At 42.5% G+C, this 25989-nt stretch carries 25 protein-coding genes; 15 read left to right on the top strand and 10 right to left on the bottom strand.

Translation table 11 applies throughout. From position 1 onward, the window contains the following. Positions 1-141 precede the first annotated feature (141 nt). The 3 genes from ilvC to ACE01R_RS14715 all read right to left on the bottom strand — a co-directional run bounded on the left by ilvC (position 142) and on the right by ACE01R_RS14715 (position 3482). On the bottom strand, positions 142-1158 hold the full coding sequence (ilvC, locus tag ACE01R_RS14725; protein ID WP_395552139.1) for a ketol-acid reductoisomerase: 1017 nt from the start codon (positions 1156-1158) through the stop codon (positions 142-144). A 108-nt stretch (positions 1159-1266) separates the two neighbouring features. Next, positions 1267-1758 carry an acetolactate synthase small subunit gene (gene ilvN / locus ACE01R_RS14720; protein ID WP_086173954.1) on the bottom strand — a complete coding sequence of 164 codons (492 nt, stop codon included), beginning with the start codon at positions 1756-1758 and terminating at the stop codon, positions 1267-1269. Then, complete coding sequence (locus tag ACE01R_RS14715; protein ID WP_395552138.1) at positions 1755-3482, bottom strand: acetolactate synthase 3 large subunit; 1728 nt, start codon at positions 3480-3482, stop codon at positions 1755-1757. The genes ilvN and ACE01R_RS14715 overlap by 4 nt, the downstream gene beginning before the upstream one ends. Positions 3483-4269: 787 nt before the next feature. On the opposite strand from ACE01R_RS14715, the gene ACE01R_RS14710 reads away from it, so the two are divergent. The 4 genes from ACE01R_RS14710 to holA all read left to right on the top strand — a co-directional run bounded on the left by ACE01R_RS14710 (position 4270) and on the right by holA (position 9400). After that, positions 4270-4596 carry a DUF4124 domain-containing protein gene (locus tag ACE01R_RS14710; RefSeq protein WP_395552137.1) on the top strand — a complete coding sequence of 109 codons (327 nt, stop codon included), beginning with the start codon at positions 4270-4272 and terminating at the stop codon, positions 4594-4596. Between the two features lie 402 nt (positions 4597-4998). Further along, positions 4999-7620, top strand: a complete 2622-nt coding sequence (gene leuS / locus ACE01R_RS14705) for a leucine--tRNA ligase (protein WP_395552136.1) — start codon at positions 4999-5001, stop codon at positions 7618-7620. A 230-nt stretch (positions 7621-7850) separates the two neighbouring features. Next, a complete protein-coding gene (gene lptE, locus ACE01R_RS14700) occupies positions 7851-8387 on the top strand; it encodes an LPS assembly lipoprotein LptE (RefSeq protein WP_395552135.1) in 537 nt (178 codons plus the stop codon). 17 nt (positions 8388-8404) lie between these two features. Beyond that, positions 8405-9400, top strand: coding sequence for a DNA polymerase III subunit delta (gene holA, locus ACE01R_RS14695; RefSeq protein ID WP_395552134.1), 996 nt, complete (start codon positions 8405-8407; stop codon positions 9398-9400). On the opposite strand, the gene ACE01R_RS14690 is transcribed toward holA, so the two are convergent. Beyond that, on the bottom strand, positions 9397-9846 hold the full coding sequence (locus ACE01R_RS14690; RefSeq protein WP_395552133.1) for a bacteriohemerythrin: 450 nt from the start codon (positions 9844-9846) through the stop codon (positions 9397-9399). The genes holA and ACE01R_RS14690 overlap by 4 nt on opposite strands. Positions 9847-10426: 580 nt before the next feature. Between ACE01R_RS14690 and ACE01R_RS14685 the strand changes: the two genes are divergently transcribed. Genes ACE01R_RS14685 through ACE01R_RS14675 form a run of 3 tightly spaced genes read left to right on the top strand, consistent with a single transcriptional unit; the run spans position 10427 to position 15167 of the window. Then, the gene (locus ACE01R_RS14685) at positions 10427-11770 is read left to right on the top strand and encodes a MacA family efflux pump subunit (protein WP_395552132.1); all 1344 of its coding nucleotides are present in this window, start codon (positions 10427-10429) and stop codon (positions 11768-11770) included. Positions 11771-11772: 2 nt separating this feature from the next. Then, a complete protein-coding gene (locus ACE01R_RS14680; RefSeq protein ID WP_395552179.1) occupies positions 11773-13752 on the top strand; it encodes a MacB family efflux pump subunit in 1980 nt (659 codons plus the stop codon). Between the two features lie 11 nt (positions 13753-13763). Further along, entirely contained in the window at positions 13764-15167 is a 1404-nt protein-coding gene (locus ACE01R_RS14675; protein ID WP_395552131.1) for an efflux transporter outer membrane subunit, read from the top strand. Between the two features lie 62 nt (positions 15168-15229). Here ACE01R_RS14675 and ACE01R_RS14670 read toward each other — a convergent pair whose 3' ends face one another. Continuing rightward, a complete protein-coding gene (locus ACE01R_RS14670; protein ID WP_395552128.1) occupies positions 15230-15751 on the bottom strand; it encodes a CHAP domain-containing protein in 522 nt (173 codons plus the stop codon). 591 nt (positions 15752-16342) lie between these two features. On the opposite strand from ACE01R_RS14670, the gene thyA reads away from it, so the two are divergent. From thyA to msrA, 5 genes are all read left to right on the top strand, one after another. Then, positions 16343-17185 carry a thymidylate synthase gene (gene thyA / locus ACE01R_RS14665; protein WP_395552127.1) on the top strand — a complete coding sequence of 281 codons (843 nt, stop codon included), beginning with the start codon at positions 16343-16345 and terminating at the stop codon, positions 17183-17185. A gap of 80 nt (positions 17186-17265) precedes the next feature. Further along, positions 17266-17778: a dihydrofolate reductase gene (locus ACE01R_RS14660; protein WP_395552126.1), complete on the top strand. Its 513-nt coding sequence runs from the start codon at positions 17266-17268 to the stop codon at positions 17776-17778. A 28-nt stretch (positions 17779-17806) separates the two neighbouring features. Further along, positions 17807-18856 (top strand): DUF4105 domain-containing protein, encoded by a 1050-nt coding sequence (locus ACE01R_RS14655; RefSeq protein WP_395552124.1) that lies wholly within the window; start codon positions 17807-17809, stop codon positions 18854-18856. A gap of 112 nt (positions 18857-18968) precedes the next feature. After that, positions 18969-19430, top strand: coding sequence for an META domain-containing protein (locus tag ACE01R_RS14650; protein WP_395552123.1), 462 nt, complete (start codon positions 18969-18971; stop codon positions 19428-19430). A 114-nt stretch (positions 19431-19544) separates the two neighbouring features. Continuing rightward, the gene (gene msrA / locus ACE01R_RS14645; protein WP_395552122.1) at positions 19545-20069 is read left to right on the top strand and encodes a peptide-methionine (S)-S-oxide reductase MsrA; all 525 of its coding nucleotides are present in this window, start codon (positions 19545-19547) and stop codon (positions 20067-20069) included. 64 nt (positions 20070-20133) lie between these two features. Here msrA and ACE01R_RS14640 read toward each other — a convergent pair whose 3' ends face one another. The 5 genes from ACE01R_RS14640 to ACE01R_RS14620 all read right to left on the bottom strand — a co-directional run bounded on the left by ACE01R_RS14640 (position 20134) and on the right by ACE01R_RS14620 (position 23812). Further along, positions 20134-20538: an ExbD/TolR family protein gene (locus ACE01R_RS14640; protein ID WP_395552120.1), complete on the bottom strand. Its 405-nt coding sequence runs from the start codon at positions 20536-20538 to the stop codon at positions 20134-20136. Beyond that, a complete protein-coding gene (locus ACE01R_RS14635; protein WP_395552116.1) occupies positions 20538-21158 on the bottom strand; it encodes a MotA/TolQ/ExbB proton channel family protein in 621 nt (206 codons plus the stop codon). Before ACE01R_RS14635 ends, ACE01R_RS14640 begins: the two co-directional genes overlap by 1 nt. 20 nt (positions 21159-21178) lie before the next feature. Then, complete coding sequence (locus ACE01R_RS14630) at positions 21179-21952, bottom strand: energy transducer TonB (RefSeq protein WP_395552115.1); 774 nt, start codon at positions 21950-21952, stop codon at positions 21179-21181. Positions 21953-22165: 213 nt separating this feature from the next. Next, entirely contained in the window at positions 22166-23032 is an 867-nt protein-coding gene (gene purU / locus ACE01R_RS14625) for a formyltetrahydrofolate deformylase (protein WP_395552114.1), read from the bottom strand. A gap of 78 nt (positions 23033-23110) precedes the next feature. After that, positions 23111-23812 (bottom strand): TetR/AcrR family transcriptional regulator, encoded by a 702-nt coding sequence (locus ACE01R_RS14620; RefSeq protein ID WP_395552113.1) that lies wholly within the window; start codon positions 23810-23812, stop codon positions 23111-23113. A gap of 116 nt (positions 23813-23928) precedes the next feature. Between ACE01R_RS14620 and ACE01R_RS14615 the strand changes: the two genes are divergently transcribed. From ACE01R_RS14615 to rpmG, 3 genes are all read left to right on the top strand, one after another. Next, positions 23929-25377, top strand: coding sequence for a coniferyl aldehyde dehydrogenase (locus ACE01R_RS14615; RefSeq protein WP_395552111.1), 1449 nt, complete (start codon positions 23929-23931; stop codon positions 25375-25377). 162 nt (positions 25378-25539) lie between these two features. Next, a complete protein-coding gene (rpmB, locus tag ACE01R_RS14610) occupies positions 25540-25776 on the top strand; it encodes a 50S ribosomal protein L28 (RefSeq protein WP_000048256.1) in 237 nt (78 codons plus the stop codon). A 12-nt stretch (positions 25777-25788) separates the two neighbouring features. Further along, positions 25789-25944, top strand: a complete 156-nt coding sequence (gene rpmG, locus ACE01R_RS14605; protein WP_001205031.1) for a 50S ribosomal protein L33 — start codon at positions 25789-25791, stop codon at positions 25942-25944. Positions 25945-25989: the final 45 nt, after the last annotated feature.

Below are 25989 nucleotides of genomic sequence, written 5' to 3'. Positions count from 1 at the left end.
CGAGTTCAAAACACTGTTTTGAACGAAGTGCAAGGAGGAAAAGCAACGCTTTGAATGAAGTACAAGGCACGAATGAATGACTATAAAAAAACCCACTCAAAACTGAGTGGGTTTTCGCATCAAATCAATTGATTCGAGAAATTAGTTTTTCTCTTTATCAACGATTTTGTTTGCTTGGATCCAAGGCATCATAGCACGAAGTTTATTACCAGTTACTTCGATACCGTGAGCTGCGTTTTGACGACGACGAGCAGTCATAGATGGGTAGTTCAATGCACCTTCTTGGATGAACATCTTCGCATATTCACCAGATTGAATACGTTTAAGCGCATTACGCATTGCTTCACGAGACTGTTCGTTGATAACTTCAACGCCAGTTACATATTCGCCATATTCAGCATTGTTAGATACTGAGTAGTTCATGTCCGCGATACCGCCTTCGAACATTAAGTCAACGATCAATTTAAGTTCGTGTAGACATTCAAAGTACGCCATTTCTGGAGCATAACCAGCTTCAACAAGAGTTTCGAAGCCCATTTTAACCAGTTCAACAGCACCACCACAAAGAACTGCTTGCTCACCGAATAGGTCAGTTTCAGTTTCTTCACGGAATGAAGTTTCGATGATACCAGTACGGCCGCCACCTACACCTGAAGCATAAGAAAGAGCAACGTTACGCGCGTTACCAGAAGCATCTTGGTGAATCGCGATTAAGTCAGGAACACCTGAACCACGTTGGAATTCAGAACGTACAGTGTGACCAGGTGCTTTAGGCGCAACCATGATTACGTCTAAGTCAGCGCGTGGAACAACTTGGTTGTAAAGAACAGAGAAACCGTGAGCAAATGCTAAAGTCGCGCCTTGCTTGATGTTTGGCTCGATTACATCGCGGTAAAGTTGAGATTGGAACTCATCTGGAGTCAAGATCATTACCAAGTCAGCTTGAGCAACAGCAGCAGGAACTTCTGAAACTTTAAGACCAGCATTTTCAGCTTTTTTCCAAGAAGTAGAACCAGCACGCAAACCTACAGTTACGTCAACGCCAGAATCTTTAAGGTTAAGCGCATGCGCGTGACCTTGTGAACCGTAACCAATGATCGCTACTTTTTTGCCTTGGATGATAGATAAGTCTGTGTCTTTATCGTAAAAAATTTGCATTGCTGTCTCCGCTTAAATGCTTATGTTTCCTTTTATCCAAGTCAATGATGTTATTGGTATTCATTGACCTGGATACTCATCTTTACGATGAGTAGAATGTGTTAAAAATTAGATTGTTAAAACTTTTTCGCCACGTGCGATGCCCGATACACCAGAACGGACTACTTCAAGAATAGTGTTTTCTGCAAGTGCATCGATGAAACCGTCGAGCTTTTCAGTTGTACCGGCAATTTGAATGGTATAAGTCGTTGGTGTGACGTCTACGATTTGGGCACGGAAAATGTCAGCTGTACGCTTGATTTCAGCACGTGCTGATCCAAGTGATTTCACTTTAATCAACATCAATTCACGTTCGATGTGCGCACCTTCTGACAAATCAACCACTTTAACCACTTCAACCAGTTTATTAAGCTGTTTGGTGATTTGTTCAATCTTGTGATCATCACCATAAGTGGTTAGGGTCAAACGCGACATGGTTGGATCTTCGGTTGGAGCAACATTTAAAGTCTCAATGTTATAATTACGTTGAGAGAATAAACCCACCAAACGAGAAAGCGCGCCCGCTTCGTTTTCTACGAGAACAGAGATGATATGTCTCATTGAGTGCGCTCCCCTTTTCCTAACCACATATCTTGCATTGACTGACCTGCAACCAGCATAGGATAGACATGCTCGGTACGGTCAACCATTACGTTAATAAATACGCATTTATCATTGATTGCCATGGCTTCTTCAAGTTTGGACTCAAGCTCATCGGCATGGTCAATTTGAATACCGACATGGCCATAAGCTTCCATCAACTTGGCAAAGTCAGGCAATGATTCAACATAAGAGCTTGAGTGACGACCTTCGTAGTTCATATCCTGCCACTGTTTCACCATACCCAAGGCACGGTTATTGAGGCAAAGGATCTTCACATTTAAGCCATATTGCTTACATGTAGAAAGTTCCTGGATACACATCTGAATAGATGCTTCACCGGTAATACACACCACTTGCTGATCCGGGAATGCCAGTTTCGCAGCCATGGCATAAGGCAAGCCTACGCCCATGGTGCCTAAACCACCTGAGTTGATCCATTGACGTGGACGGGTGTATTTGTAATACAACGCACCGAACATCTGGTGCTGACCAACATCAGAAGTAATAATGGCCTGGCTATTGGTGATTTTATCTAAAGCTGCAACGACTTGCTGTGGCTTCATCGTGCCATCAGTTGGTGCCACAACTTTTAAGCCGTGCTCTGCACGCCACTCATTAATCTGCTTCCACCAGGCTGCAATATCTTCAGGATTTGGTTTCGAAACATTCATTTGTTTCAACTGTACCAGCATCTCTTGAAGTACAGGCTCTACCGCACCCACAATTGGAATATGCGCCATAATGGTTTTAGAAATGGTTGCCGGGTCAATATCAATATGAATAACCTTGGCATTTGGACAGAACTTAGCTGGATTATTGGTTACACGGTCATCAAAACGTGCACCTACACACAGGATCAAGTCTGCATTATGCATACTCATGTTGGCTTCATAGGTACCATGCATACCGAGCATCCCCAAAAATTGAGGATCGTTACCCGGGAATGCACCCAAGCCCATCAAGGTATTGGTCACCGGATAGCCCAACAAGTGCGCAAGTTCAGTCAATAATGCTGATGCATTACCCTGTACCACACCACCGCCAGAGTAAATTACTGGACGTTTAGCACTGATCAATTCATCAATCGCTTTACGAATTTGACCTGAGTGACCACGATGCGGTGGCTGATAAGAGCGCATCTTCACTTTTTCAGGATATTCGTAGGCAAATTTTTCTGCAGGATTGGTCGCATCTTTAGGAATATCGACAACCACAGGACCCGGACGGCCTGAAGATGCAATATAGAATGCTTTTTTAATAATCGCAGGAATTTCGCTGGCGTGACGCACTTGGAAACTGTGTTTTACGATTGGACGAGAAATACCCACCATATCGGTTTCCTGGAACGCATCCTCACCGATAAGATGGCTTGCAACCTGACCAGACAAAATCACCATTGGGATTGAGTCCATGTAAGCAGTTGCAATTGGCGTTACGGTATTTGTCGCACCCGGACCTGATGTGACGAGTACCACACCAGTTTTACCTGTCACACGTGAATAAGCATCTGCCATATGACCAGCAGCTTGTTCATGACGTACGAGGTAATGATTGATTCTGTCTTGTTGAAAGAGCGCATCGTAAATATGTAATACTGCGCCGCCTGGATATCCAAAAACATGTTCAACGCCTTCGTCCGCCAATGCGCGAACAAGCATTTCACCACCAGATAAAAGTTCCAACGTGATTCACCCTAATCTTTTTTCACGCACAAATGGAGGGCATTTGTGGTGATTAATTCATTAACTGTGGCTCTGTTATAGCACACAAATTTCATAGTTTTCATAGCAATAAGAAAAAAATCTGACCTGGTTGCTGTTTGAGCAATATGAGGTCTAAAACATGTTGGGATAAACATATTTTGTTGGCTTTGTTCAGCTTCTCGGCTAGAGAAGAAGTCCATTGCTAAAAGGCACTTATTCGAAGGGTGATCGATCTAAGGCATATAAAACTAAAGCAGCATTTTTGTGGTTTCGAGTATTAAAGTCAAGTTTAAAAATTAGCTTTTTATGCATTATTTTTGAATTATTCACTTTTTATTCACCCGTTTTGCATCTAGCTGTTCACACAATAATCACACATATTAAAAATATTATTATATTTCAATAAAATAACAAATATTTTTCATAAAAAATAAATATAAAAATCATAATAAAAAAGAATGAATATTTATTTTACTGAAAAATGTTTTTATCAATTTAAATCTATTTCCTATACTCTGATTTTGTATCTTGATACATTTTTATATTCAAAGAATGATCCACTAGGTGATCAAAGAAAATTTTTTCTGATTTAATTAACCATCAAATAGTACGATTGCCTAAATACAATTCATTTATCTGCATTTTGGGACAGTTTATCTTTTTTCTCTGCAAAACGATCCAGATCATATAAAATACTGACGCAATCAGGAGTTCTATTTCTCCCTCACTCTATCCAACTGATTATGACAATAAGGACTTGATTATTATGGCATCATCTTTCATCAAAATTGGATTCATGGCTGTATGCTTTAGCTTCAGTCTAAGTTCAACCACGAGTTTTGCTAAAGAATATTACAAATGGGTGGATGCCAAAGGGTCTACACATTACACCACCACCCCACCACCAAAATCTGCAAAGAAGAAAGGTAAAGTGGATACTTATGGCACGACGGGTTCTTCTAGCCATGCGACTCAAGAAAATAATAATGCTACGAAAGAAGCCAAGAATACTGCCCAAGAAAACAAGCCAGTGAATTCAACAATTCCTGTAATTCCAGAAGGCAGCATTCCTGCAACACCTAAAGTCCAGTAATCTTATAGTGTGACCAGGAGTGATTACGAGCTGGGTAATCACTCTCTCTATAGACTAAAAAATCATAAAGATGAAAAGAGCGGCAACACAACCCTAAGAAAACAAGAAAACAAGAAAACAAGAAAACAAGAAAACAAGAAAACAAGAAAACAAGAAAACAACTTACACGAGTATGTTAGATACTCTAACAAAAACCAGATATCCACACCTCAAGAAAAGTGGCTTATAAAAAAACAAAGAGAAACTCGCGAATTCAAAAGCATCACATCATTAAATGATATTTCCAAAAGTTCCATTTCTAATGACCAGAAAGATAAAATCCTAATCTGGAAACTGACATTGCATAGCAATTTGCGCTATGCTGTGCAACAAACTTTTTAACCATTGTTCTTATATACGTTTATGACTACTCACATTGACCCTGAATATCAAGCCAGTGCGATTGAACCTACCGTCCAACAAGACTGGGAAACTCGCAAAGCCTTTAAAGTTGCCGATACCGTAGAAGGTCCACGTCGTTATATCCTCTCGATGTTCCCTTACCCAAGTGGCAAACTGCATATGGGTCATGTGCGTAACTATACCATTGGCGATGTAATCAGCCGTTTTCACCGTCTAAAAGGTGAAACCGTACTACAACCGATGGGCTGGGATGCTTTCGGTCTTCCTGCTGAAAATGCTGCAATTGCACATCAAGTTGCACCGGCAAAATGGACCTTTGAAAACATCGATTACATGCGTAATCAGTTAAAAAAATTAGGGCTTTCAGTCGATTGGGATCGTGAATTCGCGACCTGTACACCTGAGTATTATCACTGGGAACAATGGTTATTTGTTCAGCTGTATAAAAAAGGCCTGATCTACCGCAAGCTTTCAACCGTAAACTGGGATCCGGTTGACCAAACCGTATTGGCTAATGAACAGGTTGAAAATGGTCGCGGCTGGCGTTCAGGTGCATTGGTTGAAAAACGTGATATTCCAATGTACTACTTCCGCATTACCGACTATGCGCAAGAATTATTAGACGACCTGGATACCCTGAAAGACGGCTGGCCTCAACAAGTGTTGACCATGCAACGTAACTGGATTGGTCGTTCACAAGGGATGGAGATCACCTTCCCTTCAGCAAACCCTGAAGTATATGCCGATGATTTAACTGTATATACCACTCGTGGTGATACCTTGATGGGTGTGACCTATGTTGCGGTTGCAGCTGAACATCCAATGGCGCTTAAAGCTGCTGAAACAAATCCTGAATTGGCTGCTTTCATTGAAGAATGCCGTATGGGTTCTGTTGCAGAAGCAGACCTTGCTACTGCTGAAAAGAAAGGTATGGCAACAGGTCTTTCTGTTAAGCATCCGGTAACAGGTGAAGCTGTTCCGGTTTGGATCGCTAACTATGTATTGATGTCATACGGTTCAGGCGCGGTGATGGCTGTTCCATCACACGATGAACGTGACTTCGAATTTGCCAATAAATATGGTTTAACCATCAAGCAAGTGATTGATGCCAAAGGTGCAGATGATGCAGACTTTGATTCAACCCAATGGCAGGAATGGTACGGTTCTAAAGAAGGTAAACTGGTGAACTCGGGCGAGTTTGACGGCTTAGACTTCCAGGATGCTTTTGATGCATTTATTGCAAAATTAGAACCACAAGGTCTTGCAAATACCAAAGTTCAGTTCCGCTTACGTGACTGGGGTGTTTCTCGTCAACGTTATTGGGGTTGTCCAATTCCAATGATCAACTGTGAAAAATGTGGTCAGGTACCTGTTCCTGAAGAACAACTTCCAGTGATTCTACCGACTGATGTGGTACCAGATGGTTCTGGTAACCCACTGAATAGAATGCCTGAATTCTATGAGACCAAATGTCCATGCTGTGGCGGCGATGCACGTCGTGAAACAGATACTTTGGACACCTTCGTAGAATCATCTTGGTACTATGCACGTTATGCATCTCCAGATTTTACTGGCGGTATGGTGAAACCGGAAGCTGCTCAAACCTGGCTTCCAGTGAACCAATACATCGGTGGTGTTGAACACGCGATTCTGCATTTACTTTATGCACGCTTCTTCCACAAATTGATGCGTGATGAAGGCGTGGTACAAGGCAATGAACCATTCACCAACTTGCTTACTCAAGGTATGGTGCTTGCAGATACCTTCTATCGTGAAGCGGAATCAGGCAAGAAAACATGGTTTAACCCTGCTGACATCGAGCTTGAAAAAGACGAAAAAGGCCGTGTACTTTCTGCAAAATACACAGGCGACGGTCAAGAAGTTGTGGTTGGCGGTCAGGAAAAAATGTCTAAATCGAAAAACAACGGTATCGACCCGCAAGCCATTATTGACCAATACGGCGCAGATACTGCACGTGTGTTCATGATGTTTGCTGCGCCACCAGATCAATCACTTGAATGGTCTGATGCTGGTGTTGAAGGTGCAAACCGCTTCCTGAAACGCGTATGGCGTTTGGCTGCAGGTTTTCTTGAAAATGGCAATCAAGCATCTGCGATTGATACAGCAAAACTTTCATCTGCTGCACAAGATTTACGTCGTAAAACACACGAAACCATCCAAAAAGTGGGTGATGACATTGAACGTCGTCATTCATTCAACACAGCAATTGCTGCGATGATGGAATTGTTAAATGCCAACAATAAGTTTGAAGCAAAAGATGACAACGATGTTGCGGTTGCACGTGAATCGATTACAACTCTTCTTACTTTACTGGCTCCGTTTGCACCACACTTAAGCCAAACTTTATTGGCTCAGTTTGGTATCGAGTTAACGACTGCTGTATTCCCACAAGTGGATGAATCTGCATTAACCCGTAATACACAAACCATCGTGGTCCAAGTCAACGGTAAGCTTCGTGGCAAGTTAGAAGTCTCTGTAGATGCCTCTAAAGATGACATCTTGGCGCAAGCAAAAGCATTGCCAGAAGTTCAACAATTCTTGACGGGTCCTACCAAGAAAGAAATTGTGGTACCGAACAAGTTAGTGAACTTGGTGGTTTAATATCTTTATAGCTCCTTCTCTTACGCCATATATGGCTCAGGGAGAAGGTTGGGATGAGGGTTATTCACAAATAGACCTCTCCCTAACCCTCTCCTTTAAGGAGAGGGAATTTAAGGATTACAACAATTCCCAAACAAAGCCCGTTGTCAATCAACGGGCTTTGCACATACAATCACTAAATATTTTAAATCTTCCTTTTTTGCTTTGAAGAACAATACAGAGGACAACGCATGCATTTGGGCAAACGTTTAGCAGCAATTGTTTTAACTTGTGGTCTAAGTGCAGGCTTAGTGGGTTGTGGCTTCCATTTAAAAGGCACCAGCCCGTCAACTGCTCCTGTGGCTTATTCAAAAATGAAATTAGCATTGCCGAATAATGCAGGACAATTGCATGAAAAACTTGCGATTTATTTAAGTGCAACAGGTATTCAGCTTAGCAACAGTCCTGATGCCTATGTGTTGCGTGTACTGGATTACACCCCACAACGTCATGAATTGAATGGCAAACTAGTCGAAACCCTGCTTCGTTTAACCGTGACTTTCCGTATTGAAGATACACAAGGTAATCCGGTCACTGAACCACGTACCATTACAGCTTCACGCAGCTATCAATATGATGTGGCCACAGTCAACACGGATGACCAGGAACAGAAATACCTCAATCAAGTGATTGTTGATGATGTGGCACAACAAATTGTGCGTCAGATTTCATCCAACCGTTTACCCAAAGTCGTGACCAAACCAGTGGCATCAACCACCCAACCTTAAATATAGAAAATAGCGCTATGAAACTTGACTATACCCAAGCCCTAAAACGTGTTGATGAAGCTCGCGGTGCCTGGATTATGTATGGTCAGGAACCTTTGCTCGAACAGAATTTACTCGATGCTTTTCGTCAAAGTTGGCAAGAACAGGAAATTGAACGTCAGCGTTACGATATTAGCAATGTCAGTGACTGGAAAAATGTCTTCAATGCTTTAAATAGCCTGTCCTTATTTTCCACTCAACTTGCTATTGAAGTACATGGCAATATCAAGCCCGATGCCAACGGCATCAAGCAACTGAAAAGCTATATCCAGCATAATGAGCAAAACCTGCTTTTGGTGGTGATGCCCAAACAGGACAGCAGCAGTTTAAAATCAAGTTTCTTTCAGGTCATTGATGCTAACGGTGTCACTGTGCCACTCACCGCCAATTATCCGCAAGACCGCCAGCGAATTTTAAGCATTGAAGCAGAAAAGCTCGGCATTAAACTGGCGAATGATGCCTGGGCCTGGCTGGAACAACATCATGAGCACAATCTACTGGCAGCCAAAAATAGTTTAATGCGCGTCAGCGATACTTTTGCAGATGTAGATGTGATTCAGATTGATCATTTGTATTCATGTTTACAGGACCAGTCACGCTACACCACTTATGATTTAAATGATGCTTTGCTTGCAGGCAATCTGGCTCAGGCGATTAAAATTTTCCAATATCTGATTGCTTCAGGCGAACCGATGAGCCTGATCTTATGGAGCATCAGTAAAGAAATGCGTTTACTGATGCAACTGTTTGAACAGCCGCAAAATGCCTTGCAACTGGGGATCTGGAAAAACAAAGTCAGTGCATATCAACAAGCATTGAGAAGACTGAATCCCAACAATTTTCTGATTTGGCCTTCTCTGTTGTTACGTATTGATGCATCCATTAAAGGTTTGAGCAAAGAAAACCCTGAACATCTGGTCTTGCAAGCCATTAGCAGCATGTGTGGTCAAACCTTATTTGGATCAAATGCTTAGCTAAAAAACCGTGAAAACCAGCTTTTACCTTTCTTTTGTTCCTGAGCACGCAGATAGTGCAGCATATTGTCACGCACTGCATCTACATAATCCTGATCATCATGCTGGATATGATTAATCAACCACTTTGACAATAATCGATATAAATCATTTTCAACCGATTCACCTTTGTCAAATTTTTGACGATAATCATTCAGCCGTTTAACAAATAACTCATGTATGCCTCTATGAGAAGGCAAATACTGATAATGCACTTGCTCAAGCAGGTTTTCTTCAAAGCTAAAATGCGATTGGGTATAGTCAATTAAATCATCCAGAACTTCTTTAATCTGGTTGCGATCCCCACTCCCTCTGATTTTTTCCAGCGCATTAATGTAATCCAATATCTGACGATGCTGATTATCAATCACATCAATCCCAATATTATAAGTTTCATTCCATTCCATCACTTACCCCTTACAATTTTCCATATTAAAGTCATGATTTTTTTCACATAATTATGGGGATTAATGCTCTTATTATTAAACCCATAATTATTTTATGGATTTAATACTACAAACTTTTTTTACTTAAATCTAGAGATAAAACAAAGATTTTTAAAATTATGTGTACCAGTTTGAAACTCAAGGCGGTAAGATAAAAAACAAATGGAAATGCCGAACATGAAAAATTATTCAAATAAAAATTATGAAATAAATCCAGTATCATTCGACTAAAATCTAATAGGCTATCGGTGCCTGAGATCAGTTGGTGAACATGCTTTCTCGCAGCAGTGTTTCTGTAAAAATCAACAATCAGGCTGAAAATCACGTTTTAGAAATTTGATGGAATCGAAATTTAATAAAATGCCTATCCTTTATGAATCATGCTAAAAAAGTTCATTAAAAATAACTTCACAATCTCTTTAGTGGCTTTTACAAGAGAACCCCAAATAGAAAATAATTCTCATTTGTTTTTAAAAAGTTCACGTTTTATCCTTATTTAGCTTTTATAATTGGTCTAATTTTCCTCATTTATCAGCGCACTATGCCAAAAATAAAGCCTTCTAAAATCATTGTTGCCATAGTCTGCATCCTTGCCATTGCAGTCACAGCCTGGTTCTTTTTAAAATCCAAAGAGCAACCGCCGCAATACATTACCAGTGAAGTCACTCGTGGCGATATTGAAGACTCGGTACTTGCAACCGGTGTACTTGAAGCCACCAAAATGGTCAGCGTCGGTGCGCAGGTATCCGGTCAGGTGAAAAAAATGTATGTACAATTGGGAGACCAGGTGAAACAGGGTCAACTGATTGCACAAATTGATTCGATCCGTCAGGAAAATGATCTTAAAACGGCTGAAGCGAGCATTAAAAATCAACAGGCTCAACTGGCAGTCAAACAAGCGAACTTGGCAAAAGTTCAAGCTGAATATCAACGCCAGCAAGCCATGTATGCACAAGATGCAACTTCACGTGCTGAACTCGAGTCAGCATTGGCCAGCTATAAAACAGCACAAGCTGACATTTTGGCCATTAATGCCCAGATTGAACAATCTCGCTTAACTCTGGCAACAGCGAAAGAAGACTTGGGCTACACACGGATTGTTGCGCCTATGGATGGCACCATTGTGGCGATTGTGACTGAAGAAGGTCAAACCGTAAACGCCAACCAAAGCGCACCGACCATTGTCAAACTGGCCAAGCTCGACAACATGACCATTAAGGCTGAAATTTCAGAAGCTGATGTGATGAAAGTTGAAGAAGGTCAGACTGTTTATTTCACCACTTTGGGCAATAGCGACAAAAAACATTATGCAAAACTGCGCCAGGTAGAACCGGCACCGAATTCAATCAATACTGAAAGCAACAACTCTTCGACTTCATCATCAAGTACAGCGGTTTACTACAACGCCTTGTTTGATGTACCCAATGAAGATGGCAAATTGCGTATTGATATGACTGCACAGGTTTATATTGTCTTGGCTGAAGCAAAAAATGTATTAACTGTCCCCGCAGCAGCCTTACAAAGCTCAAATCGCCCGCAAGGCAAACGTGGTGATCGTAATGCAGACCAAGCGAAAGAACAAAAGCCAGTCGATGCCGATCAGGCTAAGACTGAACGTCCAAAACGCTTGCAACTGTCTGCGGAAGAAAAATCACTGATTGAACAAGGCAAGGCTTCCATGTCGATGGTTCGTGTAGTTCAGGCAGATGGTACGGCCAAACCGCAACCTGTCTTGGTCGGCTTGAACAACCGTGTCACTGCTCAAGTGATTAAAGGCTTAAAGCCAGGTGACAAAGTGGTGATTGCAGATGCTTCAGATACATCAAATGATGCTGCCAAACGCAGTAACCGTGTAGGTGGTGGTGCCGGTCCAGTGAGAATGTAATGATGAGTCAAGATCAACAGCCTTTGCTCAAGGTCACAGATCTGACTCGTGAATTCCCCGCTGGGGAAAGCACCATTCAGATTTTAAAGGGCATTAATCTTGAGATTTACCCGGGAGAACTGGTCGCCATTGTCGGGCAGTCCGGTTCGGGTAAATCCACCCTGATGAATATTTTGGGATGTCTGGATCAGCCGACTTCTGGGAGCTATCAGGTTAAAGGGCGTGAAACACGTCAATTAGAACCGGATGAACTAGCACAACTGCGCCGTGAATATTTCGGTTTTATTTTCCAGCGTTATCACCTGCTGGGTGATTTAAGCGCTGCGGGCAACGTTGAAGTTCCAGCCATTTATGCAGGTGTCGATGCCTCTGCGCGTCAGCAACGTTCAACCCAGTTGCTTTCGGACTTGGGGCTGGCTGAAAAAACCCAGAACCGTCCCAGTCAGCTTTCGGGTGGTCAGCAGCAGCGTGTATCGATTGCCCGTGCCTTGATGAACGGTGGTGATGTGATTCTGGCCGATGAACCGACCGGTGCACTGGATAAAAACAGTGGTATTGAAGTGATGCGTATTTTACGTGAACTAAATGCCAAAGGTCATACCATCATCCTTGTTACCCACGATCATAATGTGGCGAAAAATGCCTCGCGCATTATTGAAATCAGTGACGGGAATATTATTTCGGATCAGGCCAATGTGCCTGAAAATGATGGCGAAGTGCTGGAAAAACAGCAGCTAGAAGCGACACCGCAAAAGAAAACGCCTTCTTGGCGCTCTGCTGCCGACCGACTAGGCGAAGCCTTCCACATGGCACTTCTAGCCATGAATGCACACCGGATGCGGACCTTCCTGACCATGCTCGGGATTATTATCGGTATCGCTTCTGTTGTATCGGTAGTAGCACTGGGGAATGGTTCTCAGAAACAGATTCTGGAAAATATCAGTAGTCTGGGTACCAATACTATTACCGTTTATCAGGGTCGTGGTTTTGGTGACAACTCAAAAACATCTCAGGCCAAAACTCTGGTTCCTGCCGATGCTGAAGCCTTGGCTGAACAACCCTATGTCGATGGGGTCAGTCCTTCAGTCAATAGCAGCGTCACTGCCCGTTTTAAAGATACCGAAGCTTCTGCCACAGTGAATGGTGTCAGTGAAGACTTCTTTTATGTGAAAGGTATGAACTTTGCCTCAGGGCAGCCTTTTGACAAAGAAGGTGTTACTGAACGTGCCCAAGATGTGGTGATTGATGACAATACCAAAAAGACATTTTTTAGTGATGGTACCGATCCTGTCGGTCAGGTCATTTTATTGGGCAGTGTGCCGAGTCGTATTATTGGCGTGGTTGAAGCACAAAAATCAATGATGGGGAATTCAGACAGCCTGAATGTTTATCTGCCCTACTCCACTGTGATGAGCCGCATGTTAGGTCAGGCCAATGTGCGTAGCATCATTGTCCGGGTCAAAGATGAATATCCAAGTGCGGCAGCTGAAAATGCAATTTTGAACCTGTTGGTACAACGTCACGGCGCACAGGATGTATTTACCCAGAATGCAGACAGTATCCGTGAAACCATTCAGCAAACTACCCAAACCATGACTCTACTGGTTTCTGCAATTGCGGTTATTTCCCTGATTGTCGGCGGGATTGGTGTGATGAACATCATGCTGGTATCGGTCACTGAACGAACTCAGGAAATTGGCGTGCGTATGGCTGTGGGTGCCCGTCAAAGTGACATCTTGCAGCAGTTCCTGATTGAAGCCGTACTGGTCTGTATTTTAGGCGGGATCCTGGGTGTGCTTCTATCTTTAGGCATTGGCCAGCTAATTAGCCATTTTGCCAGTGGTACCTTCCAGATGGCCTATTCAACCACTTCGATTATTGCAGCCTTTGTCTGTTCCAGCATGATCGGGATTATCTTTGGCTTTATCCCTGCCCGTAATGCAGCACAGTTAAATCCTGTTGATGCTCTTTCTCGCGAATAAGGATACTGAAAATGCAAATGAATTTTACCAAGCTTATCGCTAGTCTTATTTTAACTGGATCATTGGTGGGTTGTGCTGCGGTGGTTAAAACACCATATGAGCAACCAAGTGTAAATATTCCAAACAATTTCCAAAATAGCAAAGCCATGAACCAGGAGGTGCATGCCGATGTTTATGCCGATCAATGGTGGACCTTGTTTGGAGATGCACATCTGAATCAGCTGGTTAATCAGGTTCTGGCTCAAAATACCGATCTGGCTGTTGCAGGCATTAACTTGCAACAGGCACGTTTACAGGCGGGCTTGGCTCAAAATAAACAGGGACCACGGGTCAGCTCCAGTGTATCGGCCGGACATAGTATTGACCTGAATTCAGGCGATGATGCTTCACGCGGCTTGTCTTTAAGTGGTGGCGTAAGCTATGAACTAGATCTGTTTGGTAAACTGGCACGTCAAACTGAAGCCAGCAAATGGGAAGCGCTTGCCACCGAACAGGACTTGCAAAGTACCGCACAAAGCTTGGTGGCTACGACTGCCAATTTATACTGGCAATTGGGTTATCTGAACGAGCGTTATGCCGTTGCACAGCAAAACCTAGCCAGTACGCAAAAGACTTATGAACTGGTACGCACCCAATATCGTGCTGGAGCGGTTTCAGGTCTGGACCTCACCTCCGCAGAACAATCCGTTCAAAGCCAGAGAGCGAGCTTAAGTCAGATTGAACAGCAGCGTGTGGAAGCACGAACGGCTTTGGCTGTTTTACTCAACATGCCAGTTCAGCAACTGAATATAGCCGAACCGCAGCGCTTACCGCGTATAGCCTTGCCGACTATTGCTGCCGGCTTGCCAGCTGACTTGCTGTCACGTCGTCCGGATTTGCAGGCTTCTGAATTACGCTTACGTAAAACCTTGGCCAACAAAGATGCCACCAAAGCCAGTTATTATCCATCGATCAACTTGACTGGTAATTTAGGCTCTTCCAGTACCTCATTAAGCAACCTGTTGCAGAACCCGGCCTTAACTTTGGGTGCCAGCCTCAGCCTGCCGTTCCTGCAATATAACGACATGAAAAAAGATCTGGCGATCAGTGACCTGGATTATGAAAAAGCCATTGTCCAGTATCGTCAAAGCTTATATCAGGCTTTTGCCGATGTGGAAAATGCCCTGTCTGCGCGTACTGAATTAAACAAACAGGTCGCTTTGCAGGAACGAAATATACAACTTGCCGAGAAAACCGAGCGTTTAACTGAAGTACGCTACCGTAATGGTGCTATCGCGCTTAAAAACCTGCTCGATGCACAGGAAACGACGCGAAATGCCCGTTTGTCTTTGGTACAAACCAAACAGAGCCAATACAATGCCTATGTCACCTTGATGCAGGCTTTGGGTGGCAGTCCAGTCAAACAGTTACCTTAAAGTTAAAGTATAAAAAAAGCCTCTACGGAGGCTTTTTATTTCAGCAGTTTTTAAGGGAAAATTTAAAAACTTGGGCGGTAATATTTATAGGTCAGACCTTTTTCATTATAGACATCATAACTTCTTTGCCTAAAGTCAGACACCCATTGCTTGCCGGTAAATCCGGCAATATGCCCATAAGTATGCTTGCCGGTTCGATCAATAATATAAATATCACCCTCTCTAGGTGCATCAAACTTGGGATTAATTTGTCGATAACCAATTTTCATCAGGGTATTTCCCCAGTCTGCCGCAGCGACGGGGTGACTTTGAAATCTTGCACCCGCCGATTCCAAAGCAAGTCTGATACTTTTGGCACATTTTTGTGAACTGCTGGTTGAAGAAACGGCCTGCAAGAAATCGGTGAATTTACTGATATCAATTCGCTGGCCATTTTGAGCCATCATTTTCTTTTGGGAGTTCGATTGAAAGGAAGGCAATTCTGACGATTTATTGGAATTTTTACCGGATTGGGAACGAATTATGATGTTGGTCTGAACAGGAGCATGAACTTCACTCAAGTTTACATTATGATCATAAGCCATTCTTTACTAAACACTCCTACCCTTGAAACCACGGGCCTTTCACTTATTTCGAAGCCCCAAATACTACTGCTTTAAATAAGATATTTCATGAAAAAAATGTAATAATTTTTATACATATCTCATATTTTAGCCTAACTGACTATTTTTTAATTATTTGGATGCTTAGGAAAGCATAAACTGATTTTCAAAAACCAATAAATCACCCTAAAAAGACCTCCAGACTTGTTCCATCAGCATTACCCACATTTCACCACCTCAAACGAGTCTTGCTTCCCGAGACAAAATCCATCTCCCTGTTAACTTAAAGCTGATCGCCATTCAGATATCTACGGATCAAATTCAGGTTTAGCTGTGACATTACCCTGCATATCGGGTTTTACAATTTTTTTCATACTTATGAACACTTCAGAATTTAAGGCAATATTGTCATAATTAAAATTAAAAGCATTTTAATAAAATATATAAATCAAAATCTTATAAATCAAAATCAAATTATTTCATCAACATTCTCCATGTGATGAGAGCAGTTTCCTCACCTATAAAAAAAGGCTAATATGTGCCACAAGAAATTCACAATATTATGAGAGAGACATGCGTCAATATTTAGACCTTTTACAACACATCCTTGACAACGGTGGCGACAAAGGCGACCGCACAGGTACAGGTACGCGTTCAGTATTCGGTCACCAAATGCGCTTTGATCTTTCTCAGGGTTTTCCTTTATTGACCACCAAAAAAGTTCATTTCCGCTCCATCGTGATTGAACTGTTGTGGTTTTTAAAAGGTGATACCAACGTTAAATATCTGCAAGACAATAAAGTGACTATTTGGGATGAATGGTCAACGGCAGAACAGACGGCGCGTTTTGGCCGTCCTGAAGGCGAATTGGGTCCAGTTTATGGTCATCAATGGCGTAATTTTGGCGCAACTAAAAAAGAAAATGGCTTATATGAGCAAGATGGTTTTGATCAAATCAAATGGCTGATCAACGAAATTAAAACCAATCCCAATTCACGCCGTTTAATCGTGTCGGGCTGGAACCCGAATGAAGCTGGAAATGTTGCCCTGCCACCATGCCATACCTTGTTCCAGTTTTTTGTACAGGACGGCAAACTGTCTTGCCAGCTCTATCAACGCAGTGCAGATGTGTTCCTAGGCGTTCCATTTAATATTGCCAGCTATGCCCTGCTTACGCACATGATTGCGCAAGTATGCGGTTTGGGCGTAGGTGACTTTGTCTGGACTGGTGGTGATACCCATTTATATGCCAACCACTTTGAACAAGCTCAATTACAACTCAGCCGTGAGCCAATGCAACTTTGCCAATTGAAATTGAATCCTGAAGTGAAAAGCATCTTCGATTTTAAATTTGAAGATATCGAAATTGTTGGCTATGAATCGCATCCCGGCATTAAAGCACCTGTAGCAGTTTAATTTCTAAAATCCCCCTTTAATTCCCTCTTTTACCAAGGGGGGAAAACTTATCTGAGTATAAAAAATACAGGGAAAAATTTATGAGCTTCCAAAATTTAGAAGTTGTGCATGTCGTGGCCATGGATCAACAGCGCTGCATTGGCAAAAACAATGACTTGCCTTGGCACATTTCAGCTGACTTAAAGCACTTTAAAGAAATTACCCAAGGCGGTGTGGTGGTCATGGGACGTAAGACCTTAGAGTCTATGGGTCGCACTTTGCCAAAACGGGTCAACTGGGTCATTACCCGAGACACCGACTGGTCATTTGAAGGCACCAAAGTGGCCTACTCGATTGAAGATGCCTTGGCTCAAGCGGTTGCTGATGTCAAAGCATCAGAAAAACCTGATGCGATCTTTGTGATTGGTGGTGGCGAGATCTTTAAACAGACCATGAACATTGCCGACCGTCTGGAACTGACCCATGTTGAACTGGATGTTCAAGGTGATGCCTACTATCCGGAAATTCCAGCTGAATTTAAAAAGGTTGCCTCAGAACAACATATTGACGACAAAACCGGGATTGCTTTTGAGTTCGCAACATACCGAAAATAAAGGCAATAATTATTTATAACAGTCAAATATGCATCATATTGGAAAAAGCGGATTCATTGCTGCCTTGGGCATGGGTCTGCTGCATGGCCTGTTCGGTCTTTTCGTTATTGTGTCCTCTATTTGGCTGTGCCTGGCGTTATGGTTTCAGGAACCCTTTGGCGGGTTTGCAGCCCGCGCACTAATCGGCATCTGGATCGCTTTTGCCTTAAGCATTCTCGGCCTTTATATCACCCAATATGTCTTGAACCGTCAGACTGATGTCCTGATTTATGTTCTATTTTTTCTTATCGGCTTATTCTGGTATTTTGGCCTGGAAGCCAAGCAAGATCGCGACTGGAATCCGGAAGTTGCCCAAGTACTGTCTTATGAACAACAGGGCAATCTGGTCACGCTGCACAATGTGCGTCATTTTAACTGGCATGCAGATGGCAGTTATGATGAGCGTTGGGAAACCCGTCAGTTTGATTTAAATCAAATCACCGGTGTAAATATTATTACTTCCTACTGGATGGGCCCCCGCATCGCCCATACCTTGGTTAGTTTTGATTTTGCCAACAGCCAGCCACTGACTTTTTCTATTGAAATTCGCAAACAGAAAAATGAAGAATTTTCTACTTATGGCGGTTTTTTCAGAAAATATGAACTCAGTCTGATTGCAGCAGATGAAAAGGACCTGATTTATACTCGCAGCAATATTCGTGGTGAACACGTTTATTTCTTTCCGGTCAATATGTCGAAAAACGAAATACGGGCCCTGTTTGAAGAATATCTGCGTAAGGCCGATGAATTAAAACATCAGCCAAAATGGTATAACAGCCTGACCAGCAACTGTACCACGCTGGTGTTTGATATGGTTCAGGCGATATCCCAAAGACCTTTCCCGACAGATTATCGCCTGCTGGCTTCAGGATATTTACCCAATTACCTCTATGATTTGAATGCCATTTCACATGGTTTTACACTGAAACAGTGGTATGAGATGGCCTACATTAACCCGCGTGTCAGCAAGCTAAAGAATATCTCCAGTACGCAATATTCACGCCTGATTCGCCAAGGCCTCCCCAAGTCAGCGCCCTAAAAATTATGATAATTAAAAATGTAAAAATATATAAAACATAGATTTATCCCTAGTTAAATGACCATTTTTTTGTTTATATAGATCAGGTGAAACCAAGAATGAGAATTCCAACATGTTAAAAAAAATGTTTGCTGTTGGCATACTGGGCACTGCGATTGCTGTAAGCGGTTGTCAAACTACACCCAATGCTGCATCTAATATTGAGGCTGCAAACCTGGTGCAACTGCAAAATCGGACCTGGATTGCCACCTATATTGGCAATACTGAAATCAAAACAGCACCGACTGCACATAATATTCCAAGTTTACAGTTTGATGCTGCCACCAAACGGGTTAGCGGTGCTGATGGTTGCAATCGCATTATGGGCAGCTATGAAGCGGGTCGAGATACTTTGACACTCAGTCAAATGGCAGGCACCAAGATGGCCTGTTTAGACCGCAACAATGTATCCCAACAATTCAATGAAGCTTTAACGAAAGTGGCAAACTATCAGGTATTTGGAAAAACGCTTAAACTGCTGGATCGTCATGGCAATATGGTGCTGCAATTTACCAGCCCGGTGCAACCACGTTAATTGCCTAAATAAAAGCCTGAGACCTCAGGCTTTTATGTTTAAAATGTATAAATTCATTGTCGCTTCATAGAAAGCCCCTATATTAAAAATAATAAACAAATACAGGATAAGATCATGCAACAAGCTTTATTGGGTGGTGGATGTTTTTGGTGTGTCGAAGCCGTTTTTTTACAGCTGAAAGGTGTGGAAAAAGTGGTCAGTGGTTATGCTGGCGGCCATACTGAACATCCCAGTTATGATGATATTTGCCGTGGCGATACCAACCATGCCGAAGTCATTCTGATTGATTATGATGAAACGCAAATTAGCTTTGCTCAGCTTTTGGATGTATTTTTTACCACTCATGATCCAACCACTTTAAACCGTCAAGGCAATGACATCGGTACTCAATATCGCTCAGTGATTTATTATCTGAATGCTGAACAGCAACAGCAGGCAGAGCAAACTATTGAGCATTTAAAAGCGCAAGGTCTAAATATTGTGACCGAACTGAGTCCTGCACCGAAGTTCTACCCGGCAGAAGAATATCATCAGAATTTCTTTGCCCGCAATCCAGCTCAAGGCTACTGCAATTTCGCCATTCCACCGAAATTAATGAAATTGCGCAGCAAGTTTCAGGACTTTCTGAAATCTGAATAGTTTAGTCCTGCCAATCTCAGAAATAAAAAAGCGACCTTAACGGTCGCTTTTTTAAAGGTTCAGATTAGTTATCAGTCGCAAAAGCAATATCGCTGAGCCCGGCTTCGCTCGCACGGGACATCACTTGAGCAACAGTATCATAACGTGATTCTTTATCTGCTTTCAGAACAATGGTCGGCTGACGCTCTTCCTGACCAGCTTCGTTAAATTTTGTCTGTAATTCATCAAGCGTGAGTACTTTGCCATTCCAGGCAACATCTCCACTTGCATTAATACTGATGGTCACATTTTTAGGTGGCAAATCAATAATATCTGCCGTTGTTTTTGGCAAGGTTAATGGAATTGATGGGTTAGCAACGGTTGCTGTCACCAGGAAGATGATCATCAATACCAACATAATATCGATCAGGGGAATGAGGTTCATCTCATTCATACCTACATCGTTGTCTTCGCCCAATTGAAAGCCCATTAAGCTTGACCTCCAACCAAATTGTTTGCTGTTGCTTTAGTCGCTACTTGAGCTGCACTGTCCTGTTGCAACATGGTATCAATCAACAAGCTGTGTGCCTGGTCTTGTAACTCATGCGATAAACCACGGTTAACACGCGTACAAATATTATAGGCCAGTACTGCAGGAATCGCCACGGCCAAACCTAAACCGGTCATGATCAAGGCTTCACCCACTGGGGTCGCCACTTGAGCCAAACCGGCCTGACCACTTTTACCTACCGCAACCAGCGCGTGGAAAATACCCCAAACCGTACCAAACAAACCCACAAACGGTGCCAGTGAAGCAATCGTACCAAGCACTGCCACACCTTTTTCAGCATTGGCTTTTTCAGCTGAAATTTGACGCAATAACGCCTGTTCTGCCACAGCCTTACGTTGTTCAAAATTCAAAGGGGCAAATTTTGCTTTTAACTTGCTTAACGCTTGGGAAAGTTGAGCATAAGCTTGTTGCTTCAGTTGGCGAGTCCCCATTATACGTAAAACGAAGATGGTCCATGTCGCAATCGACATTGCCAATAACACGAAATACAGTGTTTTACTCACTGCATCAGCATGTTGCCAATAAACTGAAAAGTTCATACTCGAACTCCTAATAAATGTTAGCCGCGTGGATTCACTGTCAATTCTAATGGGAGGTTAGCCTTGATTGGATAAGCCACACCATTTTCTTTGTACGGTTTGAATTTGGAACTACGCACTGAGCGTAAAATCTTTTCATCTAAAGCAGGAACACCCGTCGAACGCACCATACGCGCTGAGGTAATCACCCCTTTTTCATTCGCTTCAATATACACCATGGCAGTACGCGTTTGACCTTCCAAGTCGCTATTGCTGTAAGACGGTTTAGGCGAACGGCTCCATTGCACTCCAGAACCACCAATAGAAACATTTTTTGGTGATGGCGGCGCAGGCGGTGCTACCGGTGCTGGTGCAGGCGGTGTCACCGGAGCAGGTTTAACCACTTTGGTTTCAGAAATCGTGGTGGTCACTGTAGGTTTAGGTGGTGCTTCCACCGGTTTGATCACGGGTTTTGGTGTTTCTGCTTTTTTAACTTGTTGAACCTTTTCAACCTTTTTCGGTGGTGGTGAAAGTTGTTTTTTGACAATTTCAACTTTTTTCACTTCTTTAGGCTTTGGCTGCTCTTTTTTTGGTTCAGCTTTTGGCTTAGGCGGTAATGGTTTTGGAGGTTCTTGAATTTTTACAAACCGAACCTTTAACGGTTCTTTTTCAATCGGTTTCAGTTCAGGGGTTTTCATTTGCCCCACCGCCCACAACACGCCCATGTGACCGACCACAACGGCGATAAGCGCTGTGATAATTTTCTTTTTCATCGGATTGGGAGTTTGCATATTTAGAGCGGGAGATTGACTCATTAAAATCAGTTACCTAATTAAAGCGATTGTAGATCAATTAAGATTTCAGCAATCAAGCTCATCGGTTAGTACAATTAAAGCACCGCAATAATAAATGAGAAGTGTTTTCATTTGCAACTATTAAATCGTAAGTTTTGATGAGTTTTTTTAATCAATAAAACAAGAAAGGCATACTTTAAGTATGCCTTTCTTTAAAAATTAGTCAATGTTGTTTTATTGGAAGACTACGGTTTTATTGCCATCGACAATAATACGATCTTCCAGATGCCATTTTACTGCACGGGCCAAAACATTTCGTTCCACATCTTGTCCCAGTTCACGCAACTGTTCAACGGTAAAATCATGATTTACACGTTCTACATCCTGTTCAATGATCGGGCCCTGATCCAGGTCAGCAGTCACATAATGCGCTGTTGCACCAATCAGTTTCACCCCTTTTTCATAGGCCTGTTTATACGGGTTTGCACCGACAAACGCTGGCAAGAAGGAATGGTGGATGTTGATAATTTTCATTTCCCACTTTTGCACGAACTCTTCGTCCAAAATCTGCATATAACGCGCGAGGATCAGTAAATCGTTACCCTGCATGATTTCATCAATCTTGCTATAGGCTTCACGTTTGTTTTCTTTATTGACTGGAACAACTTCAAAGGGAATACCGAAGTTTTCTACGGCTTCACGCAAGGTTTCATGGTTGGATACCACTTTGGTGATTTCGCATGGTAAACCGCCACGTGCATGACGCCATAACAGTTCTAGCAAGGCGTGATCCACTTTAGAAACCAGAATACCCACTTTTTTCACATCACTAACCAGTGCCAGACGCCAGTGCATGTCGTAGCGCTCGGCAACATTGGTTGCAAAAGTCTGGGGCAGATTTTCTTTACGGCTTTGCAGATTGTCCAGTTCAAACTCAACACGCATGAAATAACGCCCGCCCTGAGCTTCAGTTGCGTATTGATCAAGTGCGGTAATATTTGCTCCCTGATGATACAAAAAGCTCGAAACAGCTTGCACGATACCTGGCTTATCTTCACAAGTAATCAGTAAACGTGCTGTGTTAGCAGTGGACATATTCATGTTGGTTAATATCACTAATCAGTTAAATTGAAAAACAAGCCGAGTATTCTAACGCTTTTTTCATGCTTTCTAAATAGGCTAGCCCGCATCGTGTTTTTTACTGGACGATAAACTTTCAAAAAGCTCTGACGGACCCAGTGTTTCGAGTAAATGTTCATAGGTTTGACGGCTTTCACCACGTAAGTAAGCCCCTTCCAGAAACACCATTTGACGCAATGCCTGCCACACCCACTTTTCTTCCAGATGGTTCGAATCGGTAATATGACCTGACATGTACAGGAAGTTGGTCCAGTTGGTCAAAACAATCCACAAGTTGATAATCAAGGCTTCAATTTCTGAATCCGTCATTTCCATTAAGCCTGCATTCACAAAGGCCTTATAGATTTTTTGCCCCTGCTGCATCACCTGACCGGCAAAGCGTGGATACATTTTTCGAAAATCTTCATTATTTTCAACTAAATGATAAACATCACGATGTAAAAAGCGATAGGCCCAAAGCTGACTGCTCAGCACCTGGAAATAGCGAATTTTATCGTTGGCATCGAGCGAACGATCATCAGGCAATGCCAGCATCTCCAAAGTTTCGCTTTGGTACTGTTCCATCAACTCTTTGATGATTTCGTTTTTATTACGAAAATGGTAATACAAATTACCCGGACTCATATTCAGCTCAGCTGCAATATGATTGGTTGTTACTGAACGCTCACCGCGCTCATTAAATAACTGTAAGCTGAGCTGTAAAATACGTTCTTTGGTTTTCACCGTTTTGGAGTGAGACATCCTAAAGTAACCATTCATTCAATAGGTTAGCGAGCTAACACATAAAGTAACTTGACTATTTAGAGCTTTTACTCTAAAAATTAAATTAATCGCTTTTTATTTAATGGTAGCAGGTCATGAACAGTCAAACAAAAACAACTTCAATGACACCACATTCGTTTAATATTCAGCACTTACACGACGTGCTAGAACAGCAAAAGCACGCTTATCTACGTCATTCTTTTCCATCGGCAAAAGAGCGTATCGATCGTTTAGCGCGTCTCAAGCGTATCTTAGTTAAATATCAAGATCAATTTGCTGAAGCAATTAATCAAGACTATGGTAACCGTTCTGTGGGCGAAACCAAAATCGGGGAACTACTCACCTGTCTTGAACAGATTAAATATTATAGCAAGCATTTAACCGGTTGGATGAAACCTTCCAAACGCCATATTGGAATTATCCATCAGCCGGCAAAAGCCTGGGTTCAATATCAACCCCTAGGCGTGATCGGGATTATTGCCCCATGGAACTATCCATTATTATTGTCGGTTGGTCCACTGATTTGTGCAATCGCGGCCGGCAACCATGCCATGATCAAAATTTCCAGTGCTTCAAGCCATTTTGGTCGTGCCCTGGAAAAAGCCTTAGGCGAGGCATTTCCGACTGAACTTGTTGCCGTCATCAATGGCGGTGGACCAGTTTCCGATGCCTTTAGCCATTTAGCCTTTGATAAAATTATTTTTACCGGCTCAACCGAAATCGGTAAAACAGTAATGGCGGCTGCCTCAGAAAACCTGGTGCCGGTGATTTTAGAGCTGGGTGGCAAATCTCCAGTACTGGTTCACCCTTCTATTGAATTAGAAGATGTTGCACAGCGTCTGGCTGCGGGTAAACTCTGGAATTCAGGTCAAACCTGTGTAGCTCCAGATTATATGTTCCTGCCTAAAGGTAAAACTGCTGAGTTTATTGAGCACTATAAGGCCTGTATTGACGAGATGTATCCGAGTATTGAGTACAATCAGGATTACACCTCCATTATTAATGACAAACAATACAACCGTCTGCAAGGCTATCTGGCAGATGCCCGTACTCAAGGTGCTAAAATTATTGAATTAAATCCGGCACATGAAGATTTAAGCAAAGTCCGGAAAATTGCGCCAACCGTTGTGACCGGTGTCACCACGGAAATGCGGATTATGAAAGAGGAAATTTTTGGCCCGATCCTTCCTATTCTAGAATATGATCAAATTGACGATGTGATTGACTTTATTAATAGCCGTCCGCGTCCACTTGCATTATACTATTTCGACTTTGATCAGGCGCGTGCTGACTATGTCGCACAGCATACTCATTCAGGGCATTTCGGGCAGAATATGGTATTGACCCATGTGGCACAGGATGACTTACCTTTTGGTGGGATCGGTGCTTCAGGTATGGGGAAATATCATGGTCCAGAAGGATTCTTCAGTTTGTCGCATGAACGGTCAGTGATGTCTAAGCCAAAGCTCTATAGCTTAAAATTCATTCTCCCACCGTTTAATAAGCCAATTCACAAACTGATTTCCAAGACCCTTCTTCGATAACTGATCAAGGCATGATCTATCACACCTGATCATGCCGCGTTTTTCTTAAATTCGCTTGTCTTTTAAGCGTATTTTTGGTATAAAACGCCCCTTGAATGATTTCATCCGTTTACTTTTAATGACTAGCCGCACAATCGGTGCTGTCTAGCAATGGAGTTCACCATGTCTAAGGTTTGCCAAGTTACCGGCAAGCGTCCAGTCGTTGGCAACAACGTCTCGCACGCCAATAACAAAACCAAACGCCGGTTCGAGCCGAACCTGCATCACCACCGTTTCTGGTTAGAAAGCGAAAAACGTTTCGTACGTCTTCGTTTAACCACTAAGGGTATGCGTATTATCGACAAATTGGGCATTGAAAAGGTTGTTGCTGATCTTCGTGCTCAAGGTCAAAAGATCTAAGGAGTCAGTACAATGCGTGATAAAATTCGCCTAGTTTCTTCAGCTGGTACAGGTTATTTCTATACTACGACTAAGAACAAACGTACTATGCCGGAAAAAATGGAAATCAAAAAATTTGATCCAAAAATCCGTCAACACGTAATCTTCAAAGAAGCTAAAATTAAATAATTTTGACTTCTTAAAAAAGCGGCCCTCTGGGTCGTGTTTTTTTTT

The organism is Acinetobacter sp. BSP-28, from assembly GCF_044130285.1.
GTDB lineage: Bacteria > Pseudomonadota > Gammaproteobacteria > Pseudomonadales > Moraxellaceae > Acinetobacter.
Note: the sequence above shows the minus strand (reverse complement) of the source record. Positions and strands in the feature narration are given on the sequence as shown.

What these genes read in the sequence shown, in the direction of transcription:
- ACE01R_RS14690 (WP_395552133.1), bottom strand. Translation starts at nt 9,846, where the DNA reads ATGGAATGGAATGAAACTTATAATATTGGGATTGATGTGATTGATAAT.
- ACE01R_RS14620 (WP_395552113.1), bottom strand. Translation starts at nt 23,812, where the DNA reads ATGTCTCACTCCAAAACGGTGAAAACCAAAGAACGTATTTTACAGCTC.
- msrA (WP_395552122.1), top strand. Translation starts at nt 19,545, where the DNA reads ATGCAACAAGCTTTATTGGGTGGTGGATGTTTTTGGTGTGTCGAAGCC.
- rpmB (WP_000048256.1), top strand. Translation starts at nt 25,540, where the DNA reads ATGTCTAAGGTTTGCCAAGTTACCGGCAAGCGTCCAGTCGTTGGCAAC.
- ACE01R_RS14670 (WP_395552128.1), bottom strand. Translation starts at nt 15,751, where the DNA reads ATGGCTTATGATCATAATGTAAACTTGAGTGAAGTTCATGCTCCTGTT.
- lptE (WP_395552135.1), top strand. Translation starts at nt 7,851, where the DNA reads ATGCATTTGGGCAAACGTTTAGCAGCAATTGTTTTAACTTGTGGTCTA.
- ACE01R_RS14710 (WP_395552137.1), top strand. Translation starts at nt 4,270, where the DNA reads ATGGCATCATCTTTCATCAAAATTGGATTCATGGCTGTATGCTTTAGC.
- ACE01R_RS14655 (WP_395552124.1), top strand. Translation starts at nt 17,807, where the DNA reads ATGCATCATATTGGAAAAAGCGGATTCATTGCTGCCTTGGGCATGGGT.
- leuS (WP_395552136.1), top strand. Translation starts at nt 4,999, where the DNA reads ATGACTACTCACATTGACCCTGAATATCAAGCCAGTGCGATTGAACCT.
- ACE01R_RS14685 (WP_395552132.1), top strand. Translation starts at nt 10,427, where the DNA reads ATGCCAAAAATAAAGCCTTCTAAAATCATTGTTGCCATAGTCTGCATC.
- ilvC (WP_395552139.1), bottom strand. Translation starts at nt 1,158, where the DNA reads ATGCAAATTTTTTACGATAAAGACACAGACTTATCTATCATCCAAGGC.
- ACE01R_RS14630 (WP_395552115.1), bottom strand. Translation starts at nt 21,952, where the DNA reads ATGAGTCAATCTCCCGCTCTAAATATGCAAACTCCCAATCCGATGAAA.
- ilvN (WP_086173954.1), bottom strand. Translation starts at nt 1,758, where the DNA reads ATGAGACATATCATCTCTGTTCTCGTAGAAAACGAAGCGGGCGCGCTT.
- ACE01R_RS14660 (WP_395552126.1), top strand. Translation starts at nt 17,266, where the DNA reads ATGAGCTTCCAAAATTTAGAAGTTGTGCATGTCGTGGCCATGGATCAA.
- holA (WP_395552134.1), top strand. Translation starts at nt 8,405, where the DNA reads ATGAAACTTGACTATACCCAAGCCCTAAAACGTGTTGATGAAGCTCGC.
- ACE01R_RS14680 (WP_395552179.1), top strand. Translation starts at nt 11,773, where the DNA reads ATGAGTCAAGATCAACAGCCTTTGCTCAAGGTCACAGATCTGACTCGT.
- thyA (WP_395552127.1), top strand. Translation starts at nt 16,343, where the DNA reads ATGCGTCAATATTTAGACCTTTTACAACACATCCTTGACAACGGTGGC.
- ACE01R_RS14675 (WP_395552131.1), top strand. Translation starts at nt 13,764, where the DNA reads ATGCAAATGAATTTTACCAAGCTTATCGCTAGTCTTATTTTAACTGGA.
- ACE01R_RS14650 (WP_395552123.1), top strand. Translation starts at nt 18,969, where the DNA reads ATGTTAAAAAAAATGTTTGCTGTTGGCATACTGGGCACTGCGATTGCT.
- rpmG (WP_001205031.1), top strand. Translation starts at nt 25,789, where the DNA reads ATGCGTGATAAAATTCGCCTAGTTTCTTCAGCTGGTACAGGTTATTTC.
- ACE01R_RS14635 (WP_395552116.1), bottom strand. Translation starts at nt 21,158, where the DNA reads ATGAACTTTTCAGTTTATTGGCAACATGCTGATGCAGTGAGTAAAACA.
- ACE01R_RS14640 (WP_395552120.1), bottom strand. Translation starts at nt 20,538, where the DNA reads ATGGGCTTTCAATTGGGCGAAGACAACGATGTAGGTATGAATGAGATG.
- purU (WP_395552114.1), bottom strand. Translation starts at nt 23,032, where the DNA reads ATGAATATGTCCACTGCTAACACAGCACGTTTACTGATTACTTGTGAA.
- ACE01R_RS14615 (WP_395552111.1), top strand. Translation starts at nt 23,929, where the DNA reads ATGAACAGTCAAACAAAAACAACTTCAATGACACCACATTCGTTTAAT.